This is a genomic window from Escherichia marmotae (assembly GCF_002900365.1).
In the GTDB taxonomy this organism is placed as follows: domain Bacteria; phylum Pseudomonadota; class Gammaproteobacteria; order Enterobacterales; family Enterobacteriaceae; genus Escherichia; species Escherichia marmotae.
In genome coordinates, this window is record NZ_CP025979.1 from 4282851 (window position 1) to 4302568 (window position 19718).

Below are 19718 nucleotides of genomic sequence, written 5' to 3' on the forward strand. Positions count from 1 at the left end.
GTGATGTCGGGGCGTTGCCTTTTCGGCTTCTCAAGCGAGAAGCCGTTCTTATTACCGGACAATGAAGGGGTAAAGATGAACACTTCACCGGTGCGAATGGATGATTTACCACTTAACCGTTTTCACTGTCGCATTGCTGCGCTTACTTTCGGCGCGCACCTGACTGACGGTTATGTCCTCGGCGTCATTGGTTACGCCATTATTCAGCTTACTCCAGCCATGCAACTGACACCGTTTATGGCGGGAATGATTGGTGGCTCAGCGCTACTTGGCCTGTTTATCGGCAGCCTGGTTTTGGGCTGGATCTCCGACCATATCGGGCGGCAAAAAATCTTCACTTTCAGCTTTTTGCTGATTACGCTCGCTTCGTTTTTACAATATTTTGCCACCACGCCGGAGCACCTGATTGGTTTGCGCATTTTGATCGGCATTGGGCTGGGTGGTGATTACTCTGTGGGGCATACCTTGCTGGCAGAATTTTCCCCGCGCCGCCACCGCGGTATTTTGCTGGGCGCGTTCAGCGTGGTGTGGACGGTGGGTTATGTGCTGGCAAGTATTGCCGGACATCACTTTATTTCAGAAAGTCCGGAGGCCTGGCGATGGCTTTTGGCATCAACAGCTCTGCCCGCGCTGTTGATTACGTTGTTACGTTGGGGCACACCGGAATCGCCGCGCTGGCTGCTGCGACAGGGGCGTTTTGCAGAAGCTCATGCCATTGTGCATCGTTACTTTGGCTCTCATGTATTACTGGGCGATGAAGTGGCAACGGCCACCACTAAGCACATCAAAACCTTGTTCTCTTCGCGTTACTGGCGGCGCACGGTATTTAACAGCGTGTTCTTTGTCTGCCTCGTGATCCCGTGGTTTGTGATTTATACCTGGCTGCCGACTATCGCCCAGACTATTGGTCTGGAAGATGCGCTGACCGCCAGCCTGATGCTCAATGCCTTGTTAATTGTTGGCGCGTTATTAGGGTTAGTGTTGACCCACTTGTTAGCCCATCGCAAATTTTTACTGGGGAGCTTTTTGCTGCTGGCGGCCACGCTGATGGTGATGGCCTGTTTGCCTTCCGGCAGTTCGTTAACGCTACTGCTTTTTATTCTCTTCAGCACCACCATTTCGGCGGTCAGCAATCTGGTTGGCATTCTACCTGCCGAAAGTTTTCCTACTGATATCCGCTCTCTGGGCGTCGGTTTTGCGACCGCCATGAGTAGACTTGGCGCGGCAATTAGCACCGGTTTGTTGCCGTGGGTTCTGGCGCAGTGGGGAATGCAGGCCACCTTATTGTTACTGGCCATCGTGCTATTGGTTGGTTTTGTTGTGACCTGGCTATGGGCTCCAGAAACTAAAGCTCTCCCGCTGGTTGCGGCGGGAAATGTCGGAGGTGCGAATGAACATTCTGTTAGCGTTTAAAGCCGAACCGGATGCCGGAATGCTGGCGGAAAAAGAGTGGCAGGCTGCTGCTACGGCAAATTATGGGCCGGATGTTTCACTGTTGCGAAGTTTACCCGGTGCTGATGAACAGGCCGCCGCCGCAATTCTATTGGCGCAGAGAAAAAGCGGCACGCCGATGACTTTAACCGCGTTGAGCATGGGGGATGAACGGGCGTTGCATTGGCTTCGCTATTTCACGGCTCTCGGGTTTGAGGAAGCAGTATTGCTGGAGACTGCGGCAGATCTGCGTTTTGCGCCGGAATTTGTTGCTCGCCATATTGCCGAATGGCAGCACCAGAATCCGATGGAGCTGATTATTACCGGCTGCCAAAGCAGCGAGGGGCAGAACGGGCAAACGCCGTTTTTGCTGGCGGAAATACTGGCCTGGCCCTGTTTTACCCAGGTGGAGCGTTTCACACTCGACGCGCCATTTATCACTCTCGAACAGCGTACTGAAAACGGGCTGCGCTGTTGCCGGGTACGCTTGCCTGCGGTCATTGCCGTGCGCCAGTGTGGCGAAGTCGCTTTGCCTGTACCGGGAATGCGCCAGCGTATGGCGGCAGGGAAAGTGGAAATTTTACGCGAAACTCTCGCCGCCGAATCGTCAGCGATACAGTGCCTGCAACTGGAAAGGCCGGAGCAACGACGTGGCGCGACGTTGATTGATGGGCAAACAGCAGAAGAAAAAACACAAATACTGTGGCGGGATTATTTGCGCCAGAGGATGCAGCCATGAATGTCGTAATAGTGACAATAAATCAGGACAATGCAGCTATCGCAGGCTGGCTGGCAGAACAGGATTTCAGCGGTTGTACACTGACGCACTGGCAGATTGAACCTCAGCCCGTAGTGGCGGAACAGGTGCTGGATGCGCTCGTGGAACAGTGGCAGCGAACACCTGCGGAATTTGTGCTCTTCCCTCCGGGGGCGTCTGGCGACCCGACTGGCCTGGCGTTTACATGGCACCAGCATCTGCCAGATCATTTCGTTGGATATACCGACAGCAAGCGTGCGCAAATCCCACTGGGGAAATGCGCTGACGGCGACGCTGCAAACAGAAAAACGTCCGCTATGCCTTTCTCTGGCGCGCCAGGCCGGAGCTGCGAAAAACGCAATGTTGCCATCTGGTATGCAGCAACTAAACATTGTCCCCGGCGCACTTCCAGACTGGTTTGTTAGCATCGAAAACCTGAAAAATACTACCCGTGACCCATTAGTAGAAGCCAGACGGGTGCTGGTGGTAGGGCAGGGCGGCGAGGCTGATAGCCATGACATCGCTACGCTGGCTGAAAAGCTGGGCGCCGAAGTGGGCTACAGTCGGGCGCGAGTGATGAATGGTGGTTTTGATGCGGAAAAAGTGATTGGAATTTCCGGGCACTTGCTGGCGCCAGAGATTTGCATTGTTGCCGGGGCGTCCGGCGCGGCAGCGTTAATGGCAGGTGTGCGTAATAGCCAGTTTGTGGTGGCTGTGAATCATGACGCCAGCGCGGCTGTTTTTTCACAGGCAGATGTTGGCGTGGTGGATGACTGGAAAGCGGTGCTGGAGGCACTGGTGACAAATATTCACGCAGATTGCCAATAACGTACTGGCGGATGCGGTTCTGGGTCAGGGACTTGTAGGCCTGATAAGACGCGTTAGCGTCGCATCAGGCGTTGAATGCCGGATGTGGCCTACAAATCACACAAATTCAATTCGTTACGTTTATCCCGTTAAAGCAATTTTTTCGCTAACGTCCAGACGCGGGTATTAGTAGTAGAAAGCGCCACGACACCGGCGTCAATTGCATTACGCGCATCTTCTTCATCGCACACCAGCCCACCAGCAATCAGCGGTTGGCGGATTTTCTCCGTCACCCAGCCCAGCACTTTGGGCATACAGCTAGGCAGGATCTCAATGCAATCTGGGTTCGATTGCGCAACCTGCTTATCAATATTGTGAAACGAAATCGAATCGACAATAAACAGGCGATGAATACAGAAAAAACCTTCTGCTCTGGCAGCTTTCAGCATCGACGCTTTAGTGCTGATAATGCCGTCTGCTTCGGTCACCAGTTTCAAAAACTGAATCACCACCTCTTTATTTGACGCGCCTTCCAGCAAATCGACATGAATAAAGGCATATTTCCCGGCGTTTTTAATCTTTTTGACGATATTGCTGATGGTGCAGATATTGCCGTACAGCACGGAAATAAACTGGCATTCAGAATTAATGGCCAGTTGCAGGCTGGCATTATCTTTAACGGCAGCAATCACCGGATTCTGACGGAGCAGGTGTAAGAGGGGCATAAATTATCCTTATTATTTATCCAAAGCGGTAGGTGATGCCGAATCCAGAAGGCGGATAGCGCCACTGTTGTAGTGTTTTTTCATCGCATAACAAACGGCAGGTGCCGCACTCCAGGCAACTGCGATAATCAATACGCAAGTCGCCTTCCGGCGTGAGCGAAAAAAGACCTGCCGGGCAGGCATTAATCAACCGTTCTGCTGTCTGGCGCTCAACGGGGTCAACCGGAACAATGTGTGGCGCATCAGCAGCACGCCAGAGATTACGGGCTACAGACATCGCAGACTCCTGATAACATCGCCCGCCAGATGCCACAGGCCGTGACGACGTAAATGACGCCAGAGCAACTGGCGAAGTGGTGGAACAGGTTTATCTCCCTGATCCCATAAGTCGCGGGAAATATCCTGCATTAACGCAGGCCACGTCCGATACCAGCCAGGGCGTTGCAAAAGCGCCGGAACATGCTGATAACGTTGTAGAACATCCCACAGCAAACTGTGTTCTACGTTGTGATGATAAATCGGGAACAGATTTTGCGGCTCGCGTTGCTGGCAGGCGCTAATCAGTGTTTGTGCTGCTGCCTGTGCGCCAATGAACGCCATATCCATGCCTCGCACTGAAATTCCAGTATTGACGCAACTGCGCAACGCATCGCCCACCAGCAGCCAGCCGTTACCGGCGAACTGCACGGGCATATTGCGTAAACCGCCTTCCGGCACCAGATGTGCACCGTATTCCAGCGTTTCACTGTTTTTAATGAGAGGTCTTACTGCCGGATGTGTCTTAAAACGAGCCAGCAACTCGCTTGCCGGAACGCGGTTTTGTGCAAGGGAAGAGAGCGGGCAAACAATCCCCAAAGAGAGCGTTTGCTGATTGGTATAAAGAAATGCACCGCCTGGCAGGTCATCACAGATTTCCCCGCTGAACAGTATCGCTGCACCTTCGTTGTTTTCCAGATGAAAACGCGCTTCAATAATGGGCGTTTCCAGCGACAGCACTTCTTTGATCCCTAACGCCATCGATTCGCCAGCAGGACGGGTAACTAACCCGTGATGTTCTGCCAGCACACTATTGGCCCCTTCCGCCAGCACAACATAACGGGCGCGGAGAATATCATCACCACAGATAACGCCACACACTCTGCTGTTTTCTTCATATAACGCGTCTACTGTTGCGCCGGGAATACACTCAACTCCTGCTTTTTCAGCTTCGGCAACCAGCCACGGATCGAATCGTGCGCGTAATACGCTCCAGGATTCACCACCGGGTTGTAAGCTGGAAAACGTCGTTGCGCCATCGGGCGTTAACAGAGAAAGGCTTTCGTGAGTGATACGTCGCTCAAGGGGCGCGGTCAGGTGAAATTGAGGGAGGAGTTCCGCGAGCGCATGGGTATATAACCGCCCGCCGGAAAGGTTTTTGCTGCCAGGGATTTCAGCGCGTTCCAGTAACAGAACAGATAATCCCGCTCGCGCGCAGCGTAACGCACAAGCGGTGCCCGCAATACCGGCACCAATAATAATAATGTCGCAGTCGTCTTCCATGTCATGCCCCAGATATCCAGAGCACAACACCCTAACATAGCGTTACTTAAGGGAAATTGACCGCCGACACACTCTGATTATTCACCGCGATAGATGCAGCCTGCGGTGCAGGTTTCTTTCACCATCACAGCGCTTAATAGTGGTACAACGGGTTTAACTTGATCCCAAATCCATTTTGCTAAAACTTCGCTGGTCGGGTTTTCCAGGCCGGGTATATCATTGAGATAATAGTGGTCGAGACGATCGTAAGTCGGTTTAAACGCCGCTTTCAGTTCAGCGAAATCGATAATCCAGCCCGTATGCGGATCGACTTCCCCGGTAATTTCCAGGCGCACCATAAAAGAATGCCCGTGCAGGCGACCACATTTATGCCCTTCTGGGACGTGTGGTAAGCGGTGAGCGGCTTCGAAGGTGAAATCTTTAAATAACGTGGTGGACATCATAATTTCTCTACTGGACGATAAAACCGCCGTAGAGTACCGGAAAGCCTGTTTTTTCGCATTACCAAAAACGGGTTTGTTGCGCAAAATGACCGATTTATCTTAATTGCGGTCGATATTTATCTATTTTTCATTGAGTTAATAAATCTATTTTGTTGTTAAAGACTATTGCTAAAACAGGTTAGTCGATTTGGTTATTAGTTATCGCTATCCCGTCTTTAATCCACCCCCTTCGCGCCGTTAACCTTACCTTCTCTTCTGTTTTATGGGCGCTGACAGGGCCGATAAACAGCTTTGCTTACTGGAACATAACGACGCATGACGACACAGGTCCCTCCTTCCGCTTTGCTTCCGCTGAACCCGGAGCAACTGGCTCGCCTTCAGGCAGCCACTACTGATTTGACACCGACCCAGCTTGCGTGGGTATCTGGTTATTTCTGGGGAATGCTTAACCAGCAGCCAGGTACACTTGCCGCTACACCAGCCGCAGAAATGCCGGGTATCACCATCATCTCCGCCTCGCAAACGGGTAATGCTCGCCGGGTCGCTGAAGCATTACGTGACGACTTATTAGCGGCAAAACTGAACGCTAAGCTGGTGAACGCAGGCGACTATAAATTCAAACAAATCGCCAGCGAAAAACTGCTTATCGTGGTGACTTCAACACAAGGTGAAGGGGAACCGCCGGAAGAAGCCGTCGCGCTGCACAAGTTTCTGTTCTCCAAAAAAGCGCCGAAACTGGAAAACACCGCTTTTGCTGTGTTTAGCCTCGGTGACACCTCTTATGAGTTTTTCTGCCAGTCCGGTAAAGATTTCGACAGCAAACTGGCTGAACTGGGCGGCGAACGCCTGCTCGACCGGGTCGATGCCGATGTTGAATATCAGGCAGCCGCCAGCGAATGGCGCGCCCATGTAGTTGATGTACTGAAATCGCGCGCGCCTGTCGCAGCACCTTCGACATCCGTCGCCACTGGCGCGGTGAATGAAATCCACACCAGTCCGTATAGTAAAGAAGCGCCGCTGGTGGCGAGCCTCTCTGTTAACCAGAAAATCACTGGACGTAACTCTGAAAAAGACGTTCGCCATATTGAGATCGATTTAGGTGACTCAGGCCTGCGCTATCAGCCGGGCGATGCGCTGGGCGTCTGGTATCAGAACGATCCGGCACTGGTAAAAGAGATTGTCGAACTGCTGTGGCTGAAAGGCGATGAACCCGTCACTGTCGAGGGCAAAACGCTGCCGCTGGCGGAAGCCTTACAGTGGCATTTTGAACTGACCGTCAACACCGCGAACATTGTTGAAAATTACGCCACCTTAACGCGCAGCGAAACGCTGCTGCCGCTGGTGGGCGATAAAACGAAGTTGCAGTATTACGCTGCGACGACGCCGATTGTCGATATGTTGCGTTTCTCTCCGGCACAACTGGACGCTGATGCGTTCATCAGTATTTTGCGTCCGCTGACGCCGCGCCTTTATTCCATCGCCTCATCGCAGGCGGAAGTCGAGAGTGAAGTGCACGTTACTGTCGGCGTTGTGCGTTATGACGTGGAAGGCCGTGCCCGTGCCGGTGGTGCCTCCAGCTTCCTCGCGGATCGCGTGGGAGAAGAGGGCGAAGTTCGCGTCTTTATCGAACATAACGACAACTTCCGCCTGCCAGCTAACCCGGAAACCCCGGTGATTATGATTGGCCCTGGCACCGGTATCGCGCCATTCCGCGCCTTTATGCAGCAGCGTGCTGCCGACGAAGCGCCGGGCAAAAACTGGTTGTTCTTCGGCAATCCGCACTTTACGGAAGATTTCCTCTACCAGGTGGAATGGCAGCGTTATGTCAAAGAGGGCGTGCTGACGCGTATCGATCTGGCCTGGTCACGCGATCAAAAAGAAAAAATTTACGTACAAGACAAACTGCGTGAACAGGGGGCAGAGCTGTGGCGCTGGATCAATGACGGTGCCCACATTTATGTTTGCGGCGACGCTAATCGCATGGCGAAAGACGTTGAACAGGCACTTCTGGAAGTGATTGCCGAATTTGGTGGCATGGACACTGAAGCGGCGGATGAATTTTTAAGTGAGCTGCGCGTAGAGCGCCGTTATCAGCGAGATGTCTACTAATGAGCGAAAAACATCCAGGGCCTTTAGTGGTCGAAGGTAAACTGGCAGACGCCGAGCGCATGAAGCTTGAAAGCAACTTTCTGCGCGGCACGATTGCCGAAGATTTGAATGATGGCCTGACTGGCGGGTTTAAGGGCGATAACTTCCTGCTGATCCGCTTCCACGGCATGTATCAGCAGGATGACCGCGACATTCGCGCCGAACGAGCTGAACAGAAGCTGGAGCCGTGTCACGCCATGATGCTCCGCTGCCGCCTGCCGGGTGGCGTTATCACCACCAAACAGTGGCTGGCGATCGACAAATTTGCAGTGGAAAACACCATTTACGGTAGCATTCGCCTGACCAACCGTCAGACCTTCCAGTTCCACGGTATTCTGAAAAAGAACGTCAAACCTGCACACCAAATGTTGCACTCAGTCGGTCTTGATGCGCTGGCGACCGCCAACGACATGAACCGTAACGTGCTGTGCACCTCGAATCCGTACGAGTCACAGTTGCACGCGGAAGCCTATGAGTGGGCGAAGAAGATCTCTGAACATCTGTTGCCGCGTACCCGCGCCTATGCGGAGATCTGGCTCGATCAGGAGAAAGTTGCTACCACTGATGAAGAACCGATCCTCGGGCAGACCTATCTGCCGCGTAAGTTCAAAACGACGGTGGTTATTCCGCCGCAGAACGATATCGATCTGCACGCCAACGACATGAACTTTGTGGCTATCGCGGAAAACGGCAAGCTGGTGGGCTTCAACCTGCTGGTGGGTGGCGGCCTTTCTATGGAACACGGCAATAAAAAAACCTATGCCCGCACGGCGAGCGAGTTTGGTTATCTGCCACTTGAGCATACGCTGGCAGTGGCGGAAGCTGTGGTTACGACTCAGCGTGACTGGGGTAATCGTACTGACCGTAAAAATGCCAAAACCAAATACACGCTGGAACGCGTGGGGGTAGAGACGTTTAAGGCGGAAGTTGAACGTCGCGCGGGGATCAAGTTCGAACCGATCCGCCCGTATGAATTTACCGGACGCGGCGATCGCATCGGCTGGGTTAAGGATATCGATGATAACTGGCACCTGACGCTGTTTATCGAAAATGGTCGTATTCTCGATTATCCGGGGCGTCCGCTGAAAACCGGTCTGCTGGAGATCGCAAAGATCCACAAAGGCGATTTCCGCATTACGGCGAACCAGAACCTGATTATCGCGGGTGTACCGGAAAGTGAAAAAGCGAAGATCGAGAAGATCGCCAAAGAGAGCGGGTTGATGAATGCCGTCACACCACAGCGTGAAAACTCAATGGCATGTGTGTCATTCCCGACCTGTCCGCTGGCGATGGCGGAAGCCGAACGTTTCCTGCCCTCGTTTATCGACAACATCGATAACTTAATGGCGAAACATGGCATCAGCGATGAGCATATCGTAATGCGTGTGACGGGATGCCCGAACGGCTGTGGCCGGGCGATGCTGGCAGAAGTTGGTCTGGTGGGTAAAGCGCCGGGGCGCTACAACCTGCATCTTGGCGGCAACCGTATGGGGACACGTATCCCACGGATGTATAAAGAAAACATCACCGAGCCGGAAATCCTGGCGTCGCTTGATGAACTGATAGGGCGCTGGGCGAAAGAGCGCGAAGCGGGTGAAGGCTTCGGTGACTTTACGGTGCGTGCGGGCATCATTCGCCCGGTGCTCGATCCGGCTCGCGATTTGTGGGATTAACATAAATCGCTGCGTCTGCTCGGTTTTGTAGGCCTGATAAGACGCATAAGCGTCGCATCAGGCAAGGCAAACAGTGAGGAATCTATGTCCAGACTTGATCTAAACGACCTGAATGAACTGCCGAAGGTAGAGCGCATTCTGGCTCTGGCACAAACCAACGCTCAACTGGAAAAACTGGACGCTGAAGGCCGCGTTGCCTGGGCGTTGGAGAATCTGCCCGGCGAATACGTGCTCTCTTCCAGCTTTGGCATTCAGGCGGCAGTCAGCCTGCATCTGGTGAACCAGATCTGCCCGAATATCCCGGTGATTCTTACCGATACTGGTTATCTGTTTCCGGAAACCTACCGCTTTATTGACGAGTTAACGGACAAACTTAAACTCAACCTGAAAGTGTACCGTGCCACTGAAAGCGCCGCCTGGCAGGAGGCACGCTATGGCAAACTGTGGGAGCAGGGTGTTGAAGGCATTGAAAAGTACAATGAGATCAACAAAGTCGAACCCATGAACCGTGCACTGAAAGAACTTAACGCGCAAACGTGGTTTGCTGGTCTGCGCCGTGAGCAATCTGGCAGCCGTGCCAATTTACCAGTGCTGGCTATCCAGCGTGGCGTATTTAAAGTGCTGCCGATTATCGACTGGGATAACCGAACTATTTATCAGTACCTGCAAAAACATGGCCTGAAATATCACCCATTATGGGACGAAGGATATTTATCGGTTGGCGACACCCATACAACCCGTAAATGGGAACCCGGCATGGCCGAAGAAGAAACGCGCTTCTTTGGCTTAAAAAGGGAATGTGGATTACACGAAGGGTAAATATTTCCGGATAAATTAAACGCCTCTGTCAGAAATGATGGGGGCGTTTTTATTTTACGAGCAGCATTCTGGCCTTTAAACGAGAACGTCGCAAGGAGAATCAACAGGTATAGAATGGCGTCGGGTGCTTGAGGCTGTCTGGCGTTAAGCATTCGCGAGGTTCCAGATGGACAAAAGCCCCAGGCGATATTTCTATCCACCTGAGGCCTACGTTCGAACCCAACAATTCGAATGCTAGTCTCTTCTTTGCAGAGAGGCAAGACATGCTAACAAAATATGCCCTTGTGGCAGTCATAGTGCTGTGTTGTACAGTACTGGGATTCACGCTGATGGTAGACGACTCGTTGTGTGAGTTGAATATCAGAGAACGTGGTATGGAGTTTAAGGCTGTTCTCGCTTACGAACCGAAGAAGTAGCCACCACGCGGGGGTGAAACCCCGCGTATTGAATTGTTATAGTTTGGCCTCCTGCCCCCTATTTTTTTATAGGCAGAATTGACTCCTCACAGTCATGGGGAATCAGCTCAAACCCATCAAGACGCCTTCGCCAGTTCCTTCACCAGTGGCAGCATTATCCGCATAACATCACGGCAGCGGCGTTCTATTCTTCCTGGAAGTGCCTTATCAATATGCTGTTGATTATCCAGTCTTACGTCATGCCAGCTATTTCCTGCGGGGAATGCGGCTGTTTTTGCGCGTTGCTGATAACCATCTTTATTTCCCAGATTCCAGTTTGTTGCTTCTACCGAAAGTACAGCAATACCGGCTTTGTCAAAAACTTCAGCGTCATTACAACACCCGGTGCCTTTTGGATAATTTTTATTCAAACCAGGATTGGTCGTCGCGGCAATTCCATGACTGCGGGCAATTGCCAGCGCTCGATCGCGCGTTAATTTCCTTACTGCTTCGGGGGTTTTTACGCCACTGTTGAAATACAATTTATCACCGACAATTAAGTTATCGAGATTAATCACCAGCAGAGTATTTTTCTTTTCGGCGTCACTCATTCGTTTGAGTAAATTCTCAGCGCCTAATTTCCCTTCCTCTTCACCACTGGTCGCCACAAAACGAATACCATATTCGGTTGGCGTATTTTTCAGGCGTTCTGCCAGCTCCAGCATGACCCCCAAACCTGCGGCGTTATCATCCATACCTTGTAATGTCAGCCCGCCGAGATTGGCATCGGCATCCGCGTCGCTCTGTGGGGCGTAGGTATCCAGATGCGCCATGATAATGATCTGCTGCGGTGCTTTGCCTTCATGAGCGGCAATCACCGTACTTCCTGTCACGTTATGCCAGTTTTTGTGGTTATCGCGGGCGGTATAAATATATCGGCCATTAAATGTCCGGATATCACTGCGATAACCCATTTGCTGAAACTGTTGCCGGATATAATCGGCAGATAACATTTCTGCGGGTGTTCCGGTCATTCGCCCCGGAAAGAAAGTGGCAATGTGTCGCGCCTGTGTATTAGCAAAATCGCCAGGTTTAGGTGACGAGGCGTGTACGGGGAGAATAAAGCATACGCCGAGCGCCAGGGCAGCGGTACGGTGGCGCAATGCGGAAAACATAGTGAGTCCTTAAATACCATGCAAATTTTTTTACCGCCATAGTATGAAACTGCCGCTGCACTAAAACAATTTCAAATCTTCCTAAATGCCCGAAATCCGGAGCCTTAAGCACTTTTTGATATTAGCTTTGCCAAATCGTTATTCCGTTAAGGAACTACTCATTCTAATTGGTAATTTCATTCGCACTCTTACGCTCCCTATAGTCGGAATATCTGATGGCAAGCAAATAGCAGTATTGCAAAGGAACGGTTATGAACCAAAAACGACTGACTCACCTGCGGCAACTGGAGGCGGAAAGCATCCACATCATTCGCGAGGTGGCGGCAGAATTCTCAAATCCGGTGATGCTCTACTCCATCGGCAAAGATTCCAGCGTCATGCTACATCTGGCGCGCAAGGCGTTTTATCCAGGTTCGCTGCCTTTCCCGTTGCTGCATGTTGATACCGGCTGGAAATTCCGTGAGATGTATGAATTTCGCGATCGTACGGCAAAAGCCTACGGCTGCGAGCTGTTGGTGCATAAAAATCCAGAAGGTGTGGCGATGGGGATTAATCCATTCGTTCACGGCAGCGCCAAACACACTGACATCATGAAAACCGAAGGCCTGAAACAGGCGCTGAACAAATATGGTTTTGATGCTGCCTTCGGCGGCGCGCGCCGCGATGAAGAGAAATCCCGCGCTAAAGAACGTATCTACTCTTTCCGTGACCGTTTCCATCGCTGGGATCCGAAAAACCAGCGTCCGGAGCTGTGGCATAACTACAACGGGCAGATTAACAAAGGCGAAAGTATCCGCGTCTTCCCACTCTCTAACTGGACCGAGCAGGATATCTGGCAATACATCTGGCTGGAAAATATCGACATTGTTCCGCTGTATCTTGCTGCTGAACGTCCGGTTCTGGAACGCGACGGTATGTTGATGATGATTGATGACAACCGTATCGACCTGCAACCCGGCGAAGTGATTAAAAAACGGATGGTGCGTTTCCGTACGCTGGGCTGCTGGCCGCTGACCGGCGCAGTAGAGTCAAATGCGCAAACACTGCCCGAGATCATCGAAGAGATGCTGGTTTCCACTACCAGCGAACGTCAGGGCCGTGTGATTGACCGCGACCAGTCCGGTTCTATGGAGCTGAAAAAACGTCAGGGGTATTTTTAAGATGAACACCGCACTTGCACAACAAATCGCCAATGAAGGCGGCGTCGAAGCCTGGATGATCGCGCAACAACACAAAAGCCTGCTGCGTTTTCTGACCTGTGGCAGCGTTGATGACGGCAAAAGTACCCTGATAGGTCGCCTGTTGCACGATACCCGCCAGATCTACGAAGATCAGCTCTCATCGCTGCATAACGACAGTAAACGCCACGGCACCCAGGGTGAAAAACTGGATCTGGCGCTGCTGGTGGATGGCCTGCAGGCTGAGCGTGAACAAGGCATCACCATTGACGTGGCTTACCGTTATTTCTCCACCGAAAAACGCAAATTTATTATTGCCGACACCCCAGGGCACGAGCAGTACACCCGCAATATGGCGACCGGCGCGTCGACGTGTGATCTGGCGATCTTATTGATCGACGCCCGTAAAGGTGTGCTTGATCAAACCCGTCGTCACAGTTTTATCTCCACGCTTCTGGGGATCAAACATCTGGTAGTGGCGATCAACAAGATGGATCTGGTGGATTACAGCGAAGAAACGTTCACCCGCATTCGTGAAGATTATCTGACCTTTGCCGGGCAACTGCCGGGCAATCTGGATATCCGCTTTGTGCCGCTCTCCGCGCTGGAAGGCGATAATGTTGCTTCGCAAAGTGAAAGTATGCCGTGGTACAGCGGCCCGACACTGCTGGAAGTGCTGGAAACCGTTGAGATTCAGCGAGTGGTTGATGACCAGCCAATGCGCTTCCCGGTGCAGTACGTTAACCGCCCGAATCTTGATTTTCGAGGCTACGCAGGAACGCTGGCCTCTGGCAGCGTGAAAGTCGGGCAACATGTCAAAGTGCTCCCCTCTGGTGTTGAGTCAAATATTGCGCGGATCGTCACGTTTGATGGCGATCGCGAAGACGCCTTTGCCGGAGAAGCGATCACCCTGGTGCTGACGGATGAGATCGACATCAGTCGTGGCGATTTGCTGCTGGCAGCAGATGAAGCGTTGTCGACGGTGCAGTGCGCGTCAGTGGATGTGGTATGGATGGCGGAACAACCGCTTTCCCCAGGGCAGAGTTACGACATCAAAATTGCCGGGAAGAAGACGCGTGCTCGTGTTGATGACATTCATTATCAGATTGATATTAATAACCTTAACCAGCGTGAAGTTGAAAATCTGCCGCTGAACGGCATTGGTCTGGTGGATCTCACTTTTGATGAGCCGCTAGTGTTAGATCGTTATCAACAAAATCCGGTAACTGGTGGGCTGATTTTTATCGATCGCCTGAGCAACGTGACCGTTGGTGCCGGTATGGTGCATGAGCCGAAAAATGAGGCTGCCGTTGCGCCATCAGAATTTAGCGCATTTGAGCTGGAACTGAATGCGTTGGTACGTCGCCACTTCCTACACTGGGGCGCGCGCGATTTGCTGGGAGGTAAATAATGGCGCTGCATGACGAAAACGTCGTCTGGCATAGCCATCCGGTGACTCCACAACAGCGCGAGCAACACCACGGGCATCGTGGTGTTGTGTTGTGGTTTACCGGCCTCTCTGGTTCAGGGAAATCGACAGTTGCCGGGGCGCTGGAGGAGGCGCTGCATAAACTTGGCGTCAGCACGTATTTGCTGGATGGCGACAACGTTCGCCACGGTTTATGCAGCGATCTCGGTTTTAGCGATGCCGATCGTAAAGAAAATATCCGTCGGGTTGGCGAAGTGGCGAATTTAATGGTTGAAGCCGGTCTGGTAGTGCTGACTGCGTTTATCTCACCACATCGCGCTGAACGTCAGATGGTTCGCGAACGTGTAGGAGAAGGGCGGTTTATCGAAGTGTTTGTCGATACGCCGTTGGCGATTTGTGAAGCTCGCGATCCAAAAGGTTTATATAAAAAAGCGCGTGCCGGTGAACTGCGTAACTTTACGGGGATAGATGCCGTTTACGAAGCGCCTGAATCAGCAGAAATTCATCTCAATGGTGAACAATTGGTAACAAATTTGGTTCAGCAATTATTAGATCTACTGAGACAGAACGATATTATCAGATCCTGAGACACCGCCGGGTTTACATGCCCGGTTCGTCAAAGTAACAGGATCCGATATGCGTAATAGCCATAACATTACACTAACAAATAGCGAAAGCCTTACCGAAGATGAAGAAACCACATGGTCGCTGTCAGGGGCCGTGGTCGGTTTTGTCTCCTGGCTGTGCGCGCTGGCGATACCGATGTTGATTTATGGCTCTAACACGCTGTTCTTCTTTATCTATACCTGGCCTTTCTTTCTGGCGCTGATGCCCGTCGCGGTGGTGGTGGGTATTGCGCTGCATTCATTGATGGACGGAAAGCTACGCTACAGCATTGTTTTCACCCTGGTGACAGTCGGCATTATGTTTGCCGCACTGTTTATGTGGTTGCTGGGCTAATTTGTTCTTTCCCGTCTGGTCTGTTCATAATTCAAACCGTAACCAATAATGAGATTATGTTCTGCACGCCCTGGGTATACGTAACAATGGACAAATGTGGTACATTTGCCCGCGTTGTCGCGGTATCCCCAACAGAGGATGTAGAGTCGTCTTCGGATGCATGGGATGATGATGCCGTTTTTCAGGGGGCAGGATGGGTAAACTAACGCTGCTGTTGCTGGCTATTCTGGTCTGGCTACAGTATTCGCTGTGGTTCGGTAAGAACGGTATACATGACTATACCCGCGTCAATGATGATGTGGCGGCACAGCAAGCTACAAACGCGAAACTTAAAGCGCGAAACGATCAGCTTTTTGCCGAAATTGACGATCTCAATGGCGGCCAGGAGGCGCTCGAAGAGCGTGCGCGTAATGAACTCAGCATGACCAGGCCGGGCGAAACTTTTTATCGTCTGGTGCCTGACGCGTCGAAGCGCGCGCAGTCTGCGGGGCAAAACAATCGATAAATCAGCCCAGGAATTAACATGGCAACCACTCATTTGGATGTTTGCGCCGTGGTTCCGGCGGCCGGATTTGGCCGCCGAATGCAAACGGAATGTCCTAAGCAATATCTCTCAATAGGTAATCAAACCATTCTTGAACACTCGGTGTATGCGCTCCTGGCGCATCCCCGGGTGACGCGTGTCGTCATTGCAATAAGCCCGGGCGATAGTCGTTTTGCACAACTTTCTCTGGCGAATCATCCGCAAATCACTGTTGTTGATGGTGGTGAAGAGCGTGCCGATTCTGTGCTGGCAGGACTGAAAGCTGCTGGCGACGCGCAGTGGGTGTTGGTGCATGACGCCGCTCGTCCTTGCCTGCATCAGGATGATCTTGCACGGCTGTTAACTCTGAGCGAAACCAGCCGCACGGGGGGGATTCTTGCCGCTCCGGTGCGCGATACCATGAAACGCGCCGAACCTGATAAAAATGCCATTGCACATACCGTTGATCGCAACGGTTTATGGCACGCGCTGACGCCGCAATTTTTCCCTCGAGAGCTGTTATATGACTGCCTGACGCGTGCTTTAAATGAAGGCGCAACCATTACCGATGAAGCCTCGGCGCTGGAATATTGCGGTTTTCATCCGCAGCTTGTCGAAGGCCGTGCGGATAACATTAAAGTCACGCGCCCGGAAGATTTGGCGCTTGCTGAATTTTACTTCACCCGAACCATCCATCAGGAGAATACATAATGCGAATTGGACACGGTTTTGATGTACACGCCTTTGGTGGCGAAGGCCCAATTATCATTGGTGGCGTGCGCATTCCTTACGAAAAAGGGCTGTTGGCGCATTCTGATGGCGACGTGGCGCTGCATGCGCTGACCGATGCACTACTTGGTGCCGCGGCGCTGGGGGATATCGGCAAGCTGTTTCCGGATACCGATCCGGCATTTAAAGGTGCCGATAGCCGCGAGCTGCTACGCGAAGCCTGGCGACGCATTCAGGCGAAGGGGTATACCCTCGGCAACGTTGATGTCACTATCATCGCTCAGGCACCGAAGATGTTGCCGCACATTCCACAAATGCGCGTGTTTATTGCCGAAGATCTCGGCTGCCATATGGATGATGTTAACGTGAAAGCCACCACCACGGAAAAACTTGGATTTACCGGACGTGGGGAAGGGATTGCCTGTGAAGCAGTGGCGCTACTCATTAAGGCAACAAAATGATTGAGTTTGATAATCTCACTTACCTCCACGGCAAACCGCAAGGCACCGGGCTGCTGAAAGCCAACCCGGAAGACTTTGTGGTGGTGGAAGATTTAGGCTTTGAGCCTGATGGTGAAGGTGAGCATATTCTGGTGCGGGTGCTTAAAAACGGTTGCAATACCCGGTTTGTGGCGGACGCACTGGCAAAATTCCTGAAAATTCATGCTCGTGAAGTCAGCTTCGCGGGGCAGAAAGACAAACATGCCGTTACGGAACAGTGGTTATGCGCGCGTGTACCGGGCAAAGAAATGCCTGATCTGAGTGCGTTTCAACTGGAAGGTTGCCAGGTGCTGGAGTATGCGCGGCACAAGCGTAAGCTGCGTTTAGGGGCGCTGAAAGGTAACGCCTTTACCCTGGTGCTACGCGAAGTGAGCAATCGCGATGACGTTGAACAGCGTCTGATCGATATTTGCGTGAAAGGTGTACCGAACTACTTTGGTGCGCAACGTTTTGGTATTGGCGGCAGTAACTTGCAGGGAGCGCTGCGCTGGGCGCAAACGAATACTCCGGTGCGCGATCGCAATAAACGCAGTTTTTGGTTGTCGGCAGCCCGTAGTGCGTTGTTTAATCAGATTGTTGCTGAGCGCCTCAAAAAAGCGGACGTTAATCAAGTTGTTGACGGCGATGCGCTACAATTAGCCGGGCGTGGTAGCTGGTTTGTTGCTACTAACGATGAAATGGCGAAATTACAGCGTCGCGTCAACGATAAAGAGCTGATGATTACCGCTGCTTTGCCCGGTAGCGGCGAGTGGGGAACCCAGCGTGAGGCGCTGGCATTCGAACAAGCGGCGGTTGCCGACGAAACTGAATTGCAAGCATTACTGGTACGCGAAAAAGTAGACGCCGCGCGCAGAGCGATGCTGTTATATCCACAACAATTAAGCTGGAACTGGTGGGATGACGTCACCGTAGAAATCCGTTTCTGGCTTCCGGCGGGAAGTTTTGCAACCAGCGTTGTCAGGGAACTTATCAACACAACAGGTGATTATGCGCATATTGCTGAGTAATGATGACGGGGTACATGCACCCGGTATACAAACGCTGGCGAAAGCCTTGCGTGAGTTTGCTGACGTTCAGGTGGTTGCCCCCGATCGTAACCGCAGCGGCGCTTCAAATTCTCTGACACTGGAATCCTCCCTGCGCACGTTTACCTTTGAAAATGGTGATATCGCCGTGCAAATGGGAACCCCGACCGATTGTGTATATCTTGGTGTGAATGCACTGATGCGTCCGCGTCCGGATATTGTGGTTTCGGGCATTAACGCCGGGCCGAATCTGGGTGATGATGTTATCTATTCCGGTACGGTGGCAGCCGCGATGGAAGGCCGTCATTTAGGTTTTCCAGCGCTGGCCGTCTCGCTTGACGGGCATAAGCATTATGACACTGCTGCGGCGGTAACCTGTTCTATTTTGCGCGCACTGTGCAAAGAGCCGCTGCGCACCGGGCGTATTCTCAATATTAACGTCCCGGATTTACCGCTGGATCAGATTAAAGGTATCCGCGTCACTCGCTGCGGTACACGACATCCGGCAGATCAAGTTATCCCGCAACAGGATCCGCGCGGTAATACGCTGTACTGGATTGGCCCGCCGGGCGGTAAGTGCGATGCCGGTCCGGGGACTGATTTTGCTGCGGTAGATGAAGGCTATGTCTCCATCACGCCGCTGCATGTAGATTTAACCGCGCACAACGCGCAAGATGTGGTTTCAGACTGGTTAAACAGCGTGGGAGTTGGCACGCAATGGTAAGCAGACGCGTACAAGCACTTCTGGATCAATTACGTGCGCAAGGTATTCAGGATGAGCAGGTGTTGAACGCACTTGCCGCCGTGCCGCGTGAAAAATTCATTGATGAAGCGTTTGAACAAAAAGCCTGGGACAATATCGCGTTGCCGATAGGTCAGGGGCAGACAATTTCGCAGCCGTACATGGTGGCGCGAATGACCGAATTACTCGAACTGACGCCGCAGTCGCGGGTGCTGGAAATCGGCACCGGTTCGGGCTATCAAACGGCAATCCTGGCACATCTTGTCCAGCATGTATGTTCGGTTGAACGGATTAAAGGATTGCAGTGGCAGGCGCGTCGCCGCCTGAAAAATCTTGATTTACATAATGTTTCAACCCGTCACGGCGATGGATGGCAAGGTTGGCAAGCACGTGCGCCGTTTGACGCTATCATTGTAACGGCAGCACCGCCCGAAATTCCTACTGCACTAATGACGCAACTGGATGAAGGCGGGATTCTCGTCTTGCCGGTAGGGGAAGAGCACCAGTATTTGAAGCGGGTGCGTCGTCGCGGGGGCGAATTTATTATCGATACCGTAGAGGCCGTGCGCTTTGTTCCCTTAGTGAAGGGGGAGCTGGCTTAAAGTGCGAGGAAATACCTGGAATTTTCCTGGTTATTTTCAGCAGGTCAGCGTATCGTGAACATCTTTTCCAGTGTTCAGTAGGGTGCCTTGCACGGTAATTATGTCACTGGTTATTAAT

General features: G+C 52.2%; 21 protein-coding genes and 1 pseudogene. 17 read left to right on the forward strand and 5 right to left on the reverse strand.

The window, feature by feature from the left end:
- Positions 1–75: 75 nt before the first annotated feature.
- The 3 genes and pseudogenes from C1192_RS21810 (at position 76) to C1192_RS21820 (ending at position 3016) form a co-directional block, all read left to right on the forward strand.
- Positions 76–1413 carry an MFS transporter gene (locus tag C1192_RS21810; RefSeq protein ID WP_024191904.1) on the forward strand — a complete coding sequence of 446 codons (1338 nt, stop codon included), beginning with the start codon at positions 76–78 and terminating at the stop codon, positions 1411–1413.
- Positions 1391–2170 carry an adenine nucleotide alpha hydrolase family protein gene (locus C1192_RS21815; protein ID WP_038355892.1) on the forward strand — a complete coding sequence of 260 codons (780 nt, stop codon included), beginning with the start codon at positions 1391–1393 and terminating at the stop codon, positions 2168–2170. The genes C1192_RS21810 and C1192_RS21815 overlap by 23 nt, the downstream gene beginning before the upstream one ends.
- Positions 2167–3016: pseudogene (locus C1192_RS21820) on the forward strand (FAD-binding protein). The gene C1192_RS21815 and the pseudogene C1192_RS21820 overlap by 4 nt, the downstream one beginning before the upstream one ends.
- A gap of 128 nt (positions 3017–3144) precedes the next feature.
- Here C1192_RS21820 and C1192_RS21825 read toward each other — a convergent pair.
- The 4 genes from C1192_RS21825 to queD all read right to left on the reverse strand — a co-directional run bounded on the left by C1192_RS21825 (position 3145) and on the right by queD (position 5702).
- The gene (locus C1192_RS21825; RefSeq protein WP_038355893.1) at positions 3145–3720 is read right to left on the reverse strand and encodes a glycerol-3-phosphate responsive antiterminator; all 576 of its coding nucleotides are present in this window, start codon (positions 3718–3720) and stop codon (positions 3145–3147) included.
- Positions 3721–3736: 16 nt separating this feature from the next.
- Positions 3737–3997, reverse strand: coding sequence for a ferredoxin family protein (locus C1192_RS21830; protein WP_000109517.1), 261 nt, complete (start codon positions 3995–3997; stop codon positions 3737–3739).
- Positions 3988–5259 (reverse strand): FAD-dependent oxidoreductase, encoded by a 1272-nt coding sequence (locus C1192_RS21835; RefSeq protein ID WP_016249127.1) that lies wholly within the window; start codon positions 5257–5259, stop codon positions 3988–3990. The genes C1192_RS21830 and C1192_RS21835 overlap by 10 nt, the downstream gene beginning before the upstream one ends.
- A gap of 77 nt (positions 5260–5336) precedes the next feature.
- A complete protein-coding gene (queD, locus tag C1192_RS21840; RefSeq protein WP_001329795.1) occupies positions 5337–5702 on the reverse strand; it encodes a 6-carboxytetrahydropterin synthase QueD in 366 nt (121 codons plus the stop codon).
- A gap of 315 nt (positions 5703–6017) precedes the next feature.
- On the opposite strand from queD, the gene cysJ reads away from it, so the two are divergent.
- From cysJ to C1192_RS21865, 4 genes are all read left to right on the forward strand, one after another.
- The gene (cysJ, locus tag C1192_RS21845) at positions 6018–7811 is read left to right on the forward strand and encodes an NADPH-dependent assimilatory sulfite reductase flavoprotein subunit (protein WP_016249126.1); all 1794 of its coding nucleotides are present in this window, start codon (positions 6018–6020) and stop codon (positions 7809–7811) included.
- Positions 7811–9523, forward strand: coding sequence for an assimilatory sulfite reductase (NADPH) hemoprotein subunit (gene cysI / locus C1192_RS21850; RefSeq protein ID WP_038355894.1), 1713 nt, complete (start codon positions 7811–7813; stop codon positions 9521–9523). Before cysJ ends, cysI begins: the two co-directional genes overlap by 1 nt.
- Before the next feature lie 84 nt (positions 9524–9607).
- The gene (cysH, locus tag C1192_RS21855; RefSeq protein ID WP_001516956.1) at positions 9608–10342 is read left to right on the forward strand and encodes a phosphoadenosine phosphosulfate reductase; all 735 of its coding nucleotides are present in this window, start codon (positions 9608–9610) and stop codon (positions 10340–10342) included.
- Positions 10343–10605: 263 nt separating this feature from the next.
- A complete protein-coding gene (locus tag C1192_RS21865; protein ID WP_000956462.1) occupies positions 10606–10758 on the forward strand; it encodes a Hok/Gef family protein in 153 nt (50 codons plus the stop codon).
- 116 nt (positions 10759–10874) lie between these two features.
- Here the strand turns inward: C1192_RS21865 and iap are convergent, their stop codons facing one another.
- The gene (iap, locus tag C1192_RS21870) at positions 10875–11912 is read right to left on the reverse strand and encodes an alkaline phosphatase isozyme conversion aminopeptidase (protein WP_000490394.1); all 1038 of its coding nucleotides are present in this window, start codon (positions 11910–11912) and stop codon (positions 10875–10877) included.
- Positions 11913–12163: 251 nt separating this feature from the next.
- Here iap and cysD point away from each other — a divergent pair, with 251 nt between their 5' ends.
- From cysD to pcm, 10 genes are all read left to right on the forward strand, one after another.
- The gene (cysD, locus tag C1192_RS21875; protein WP_001072281.1) at positions 12164–13072 is read left to right on the forward strand and encodes a sulfate adenylyltransferase subunit CysD; all 909 of its coding nucleotides are present in this window, start codon (positions 12164–12166) and stop codon (positions 13070–13072) included.
- Position 13073: 1 nt separating this feature from the next.
- On the forward strand, positions 13074–14501 hold the full coding sequence (cysN, locus tag C1192_RS21880) for a sulfate adenylyltransferase subunit CysN (RefSeq protein WP_038355895.1): 1428 nt from the start codon (positions 13074–13076) through the stop codon (positions 14499–14501).
- Positions 14501–15106, forward strand: a complete 606-nt coding sequence (cysC, locus tag C1192_RS21885; RefSeq protein WP_001173652.1) for an adenylyl-sulfate kinase — start codon at positions 14501–14503, stop codon at positions 15104–15106. Before cysN ends, cysC begins: the two co-directional genes overlap by 1 nt.
- A gap of 49 nt (positions 15107–15155) precedes the next feature.
- Positions 15156–15479 carry a DUF3561 family protein gene (locus C1192_RS21890; RefSeq protein WP_001246116.1) on the forward strand — a complete coding sequence of 108 codons (324 nt, stop codon included), beginning with the start codon at positions 15156–15158 and terminating at the stop codon, positions 15477–15479.
- Between the two features lie 193 nt (positions 15480–15672).
- A complete protein-coding gene (ftsB, locus tag C1192_RS21895; protein ID WP_000517476.1) occupies positions 15673–15984 on the forward strand; it encodes a cell division protein FtsB in 312 nt (103 codons plus the stop codon).
- An 18-nt stretch (positions 15985–16002) separates the two neighbouring features.
- Positions 16003–16713, forward strand: coding sequence for a 2-C-methyl-D-erythritol 4-phosphate cytidylyltransferase (gene ispD, locus C1192_RS21900; RefSeq protein ID WP_038355896.1), 711 nt, complete (start codon positions 16003–16005; stop codon positions 16711–16713).
- A complete protein-coding gene (gene ispF / locus C1192_RS21905) occupies positions 16713–17192 on the forward strand; it encodes a 2-C-methyl-D-erythritol 2,4-cyclodiphosphate synthase (RefSeq protein ID WP_001219242.1) in 480 nt (159 codons plus the stop codon). Before ispD ends, ispF begins: the two co-directional genes overlap by 1 nt.
- Positions 17189–18238 (forward strand): tRNA pseudouridine(13) synthase TruD, encoded by a 1050-nt coding sequence (gene truD / locus C1192_RS21910; protein ID WP_038355897.1) that lies wholly within the window; start codon positions 17189–17191, stop codon positions 18236–18238. The genes ispF and truD overlap by 4 nt, the downstream gene beginning before the upstream one ends.
- Complete coding sequence (gene surE, locus C1192_RS21915; RefSeq protein ID WP_001516955.1) at positions 18219–18980, forward strand: 5'/3'-nucleotidase SurE; 762 nt, start codon at positions 18219–18221, stop codon at positions 18978–18980. The genes truD and surE overlap by 20 nt, the downstream gene beginning before the upstream one ends.
- A complete protein-coding gene (pcm, locus tag C1192_RS21920) occupies positions 18974–19600 on the forward strand; it encodes a protein-L-isoaspartate O-methyltransferase (RefSeq protein WP_000254703.1) in 627 nt (208 codons plus the stop codon). The genes surE and pcm overlap by 7 nt, the downstream gene beginning before the upstream one ends.
- Positions 19601–19718 lie beyond the last annotated feature (118 nt).

Coding starts and splice junctions, on each gene's coding strand:
- C1192_RS21810 (WP_024191904.1), top strand. CDS start 76: ATGAACACTTCACCGGTGCGAATGGATGATTTACCACTTAACCGTTTT.
- C1192_RS21815 (WP_038355892.1), top strand. CDS start 1,391: ATGAACATTCTGTTAGCGTTTAAAGCCGAACCGGATGCCGGAATGCTG.
- C1192_RS21825 (WP_038355893.1), bottom strand. CDS start 3,720: ATGCCCCTCTTACACCTGCTCCGTCAGAATCCGGTGATTGCTGCCGTT.
- C1192_RS21830 (WP_000109517.1), bottom strand. CDS start 3,997: ATGTCTGTAGCCCGTAATCTCTGGCGTGCTGCTGATGCGCCACACATT.
- C1192_RS21835 (WP_016249127.1), bottom strand. CDS start 5,259: ATGGAAGACGACTGCGACATTATTATTATTGGTGCCGGTATTGCGGGC.
- queD (WP_001329795.1), bottom strand. CDS start 5,702: ATGATGTCCACCACGTTATTTAAAGATTTCACCTTCGAAGCCGCTCAC.
- cysJ (WP_016249126.1), top strand. CDS start 6,018: ATGACGACACAGGTCCCTCCTTCCGCTTTGCTTCCGCTGAACCCGGAG.
- cysI (WP_038355894.1), top strand. CDS start 7,811: ATGAGCGAAAAACATCCAGGGCCTTTAGTGGTCGAAGGTAAACTGGCA.
- cysH (WP_001516956.1), top strand. CDS start 9,608: ATGTCCAGACTTGATCTAAACGACCTGAATGAACTGCCGAAGGTAGAG.
- C1192_RS21865 (WP_000956462.1), top strand. CDS start 10,606: ATGCTAACAAAATATGCCCTTGTGGCAGTCATAGTGCTGTGTTGTACA.
- iap (WP_000490394.1), bottom strand. CDS start 11,912: ATGTTTTCCGCATTGCGCCACCGTACCGCTGCCCTGGCGCTCGGCGTA.
- cysD (WP_001072281.1), top strand. CDS start 12,164: ATGAACCAAAAACGACTGACTCACCTGCGGCAACTGGAGGCGGAAAGC.
- cysN (WP_038355895.1), top strand. CDS start 13,074: ATGAACACCGCACTTGCACAACAAATCGCCAATGAAGGCGGCGTCGAA.
- cysC (WP_001173652.1), top strand. CDS start 14,501: ATGGCGCTGCATGACGAAAACGTCGTCTGGCATAGCCATCCGGTGACT.
- C1192_RS21890 (WP_001246116.1), top strand. CDS start 15,156: ATGCGTAATAGCCATAACATTACACTAACAAATAGCGAAAGCCTTACC.
- ftsB (WP_000517476.1), top strand. CDS start 15,673: ATGGGTAAACTAACGCTGCTGTTGCTGGCTATTCTGGTCTGGCTACAG.
- ispD (WP_038355896.1), top strand. CDS start 16,003: ATGGCAACCACTCATTTGGATGTTTGCGCCGTGGTTCCGGCGGCCGGA.
- ispF (WP_001219242.1), top strand. CDS start 16,713: ATGCGAATTGGACACGGTTTTGATGTACACGCCTTTGGTGGCGAAGGC.
- truD (WP_038355897.1), top strand. CDS start 17,189: ATGATTGAGTTTGATAATCTCACTTACCTCCACGGCAAACCGCAAGGC.
- surE (WP_001516955.1), top strand. CDS start 18,219: ATGCGCATATTGCTGAGTAATGATGACGGGGTACATGCACCCGGTATA.
- pcm (WP_000254703.1), top strand. CDS start 18,974: ATGGTAAGCAGACGCGTACAAGCACTTCTGGATCAATTACGTGCGCAA.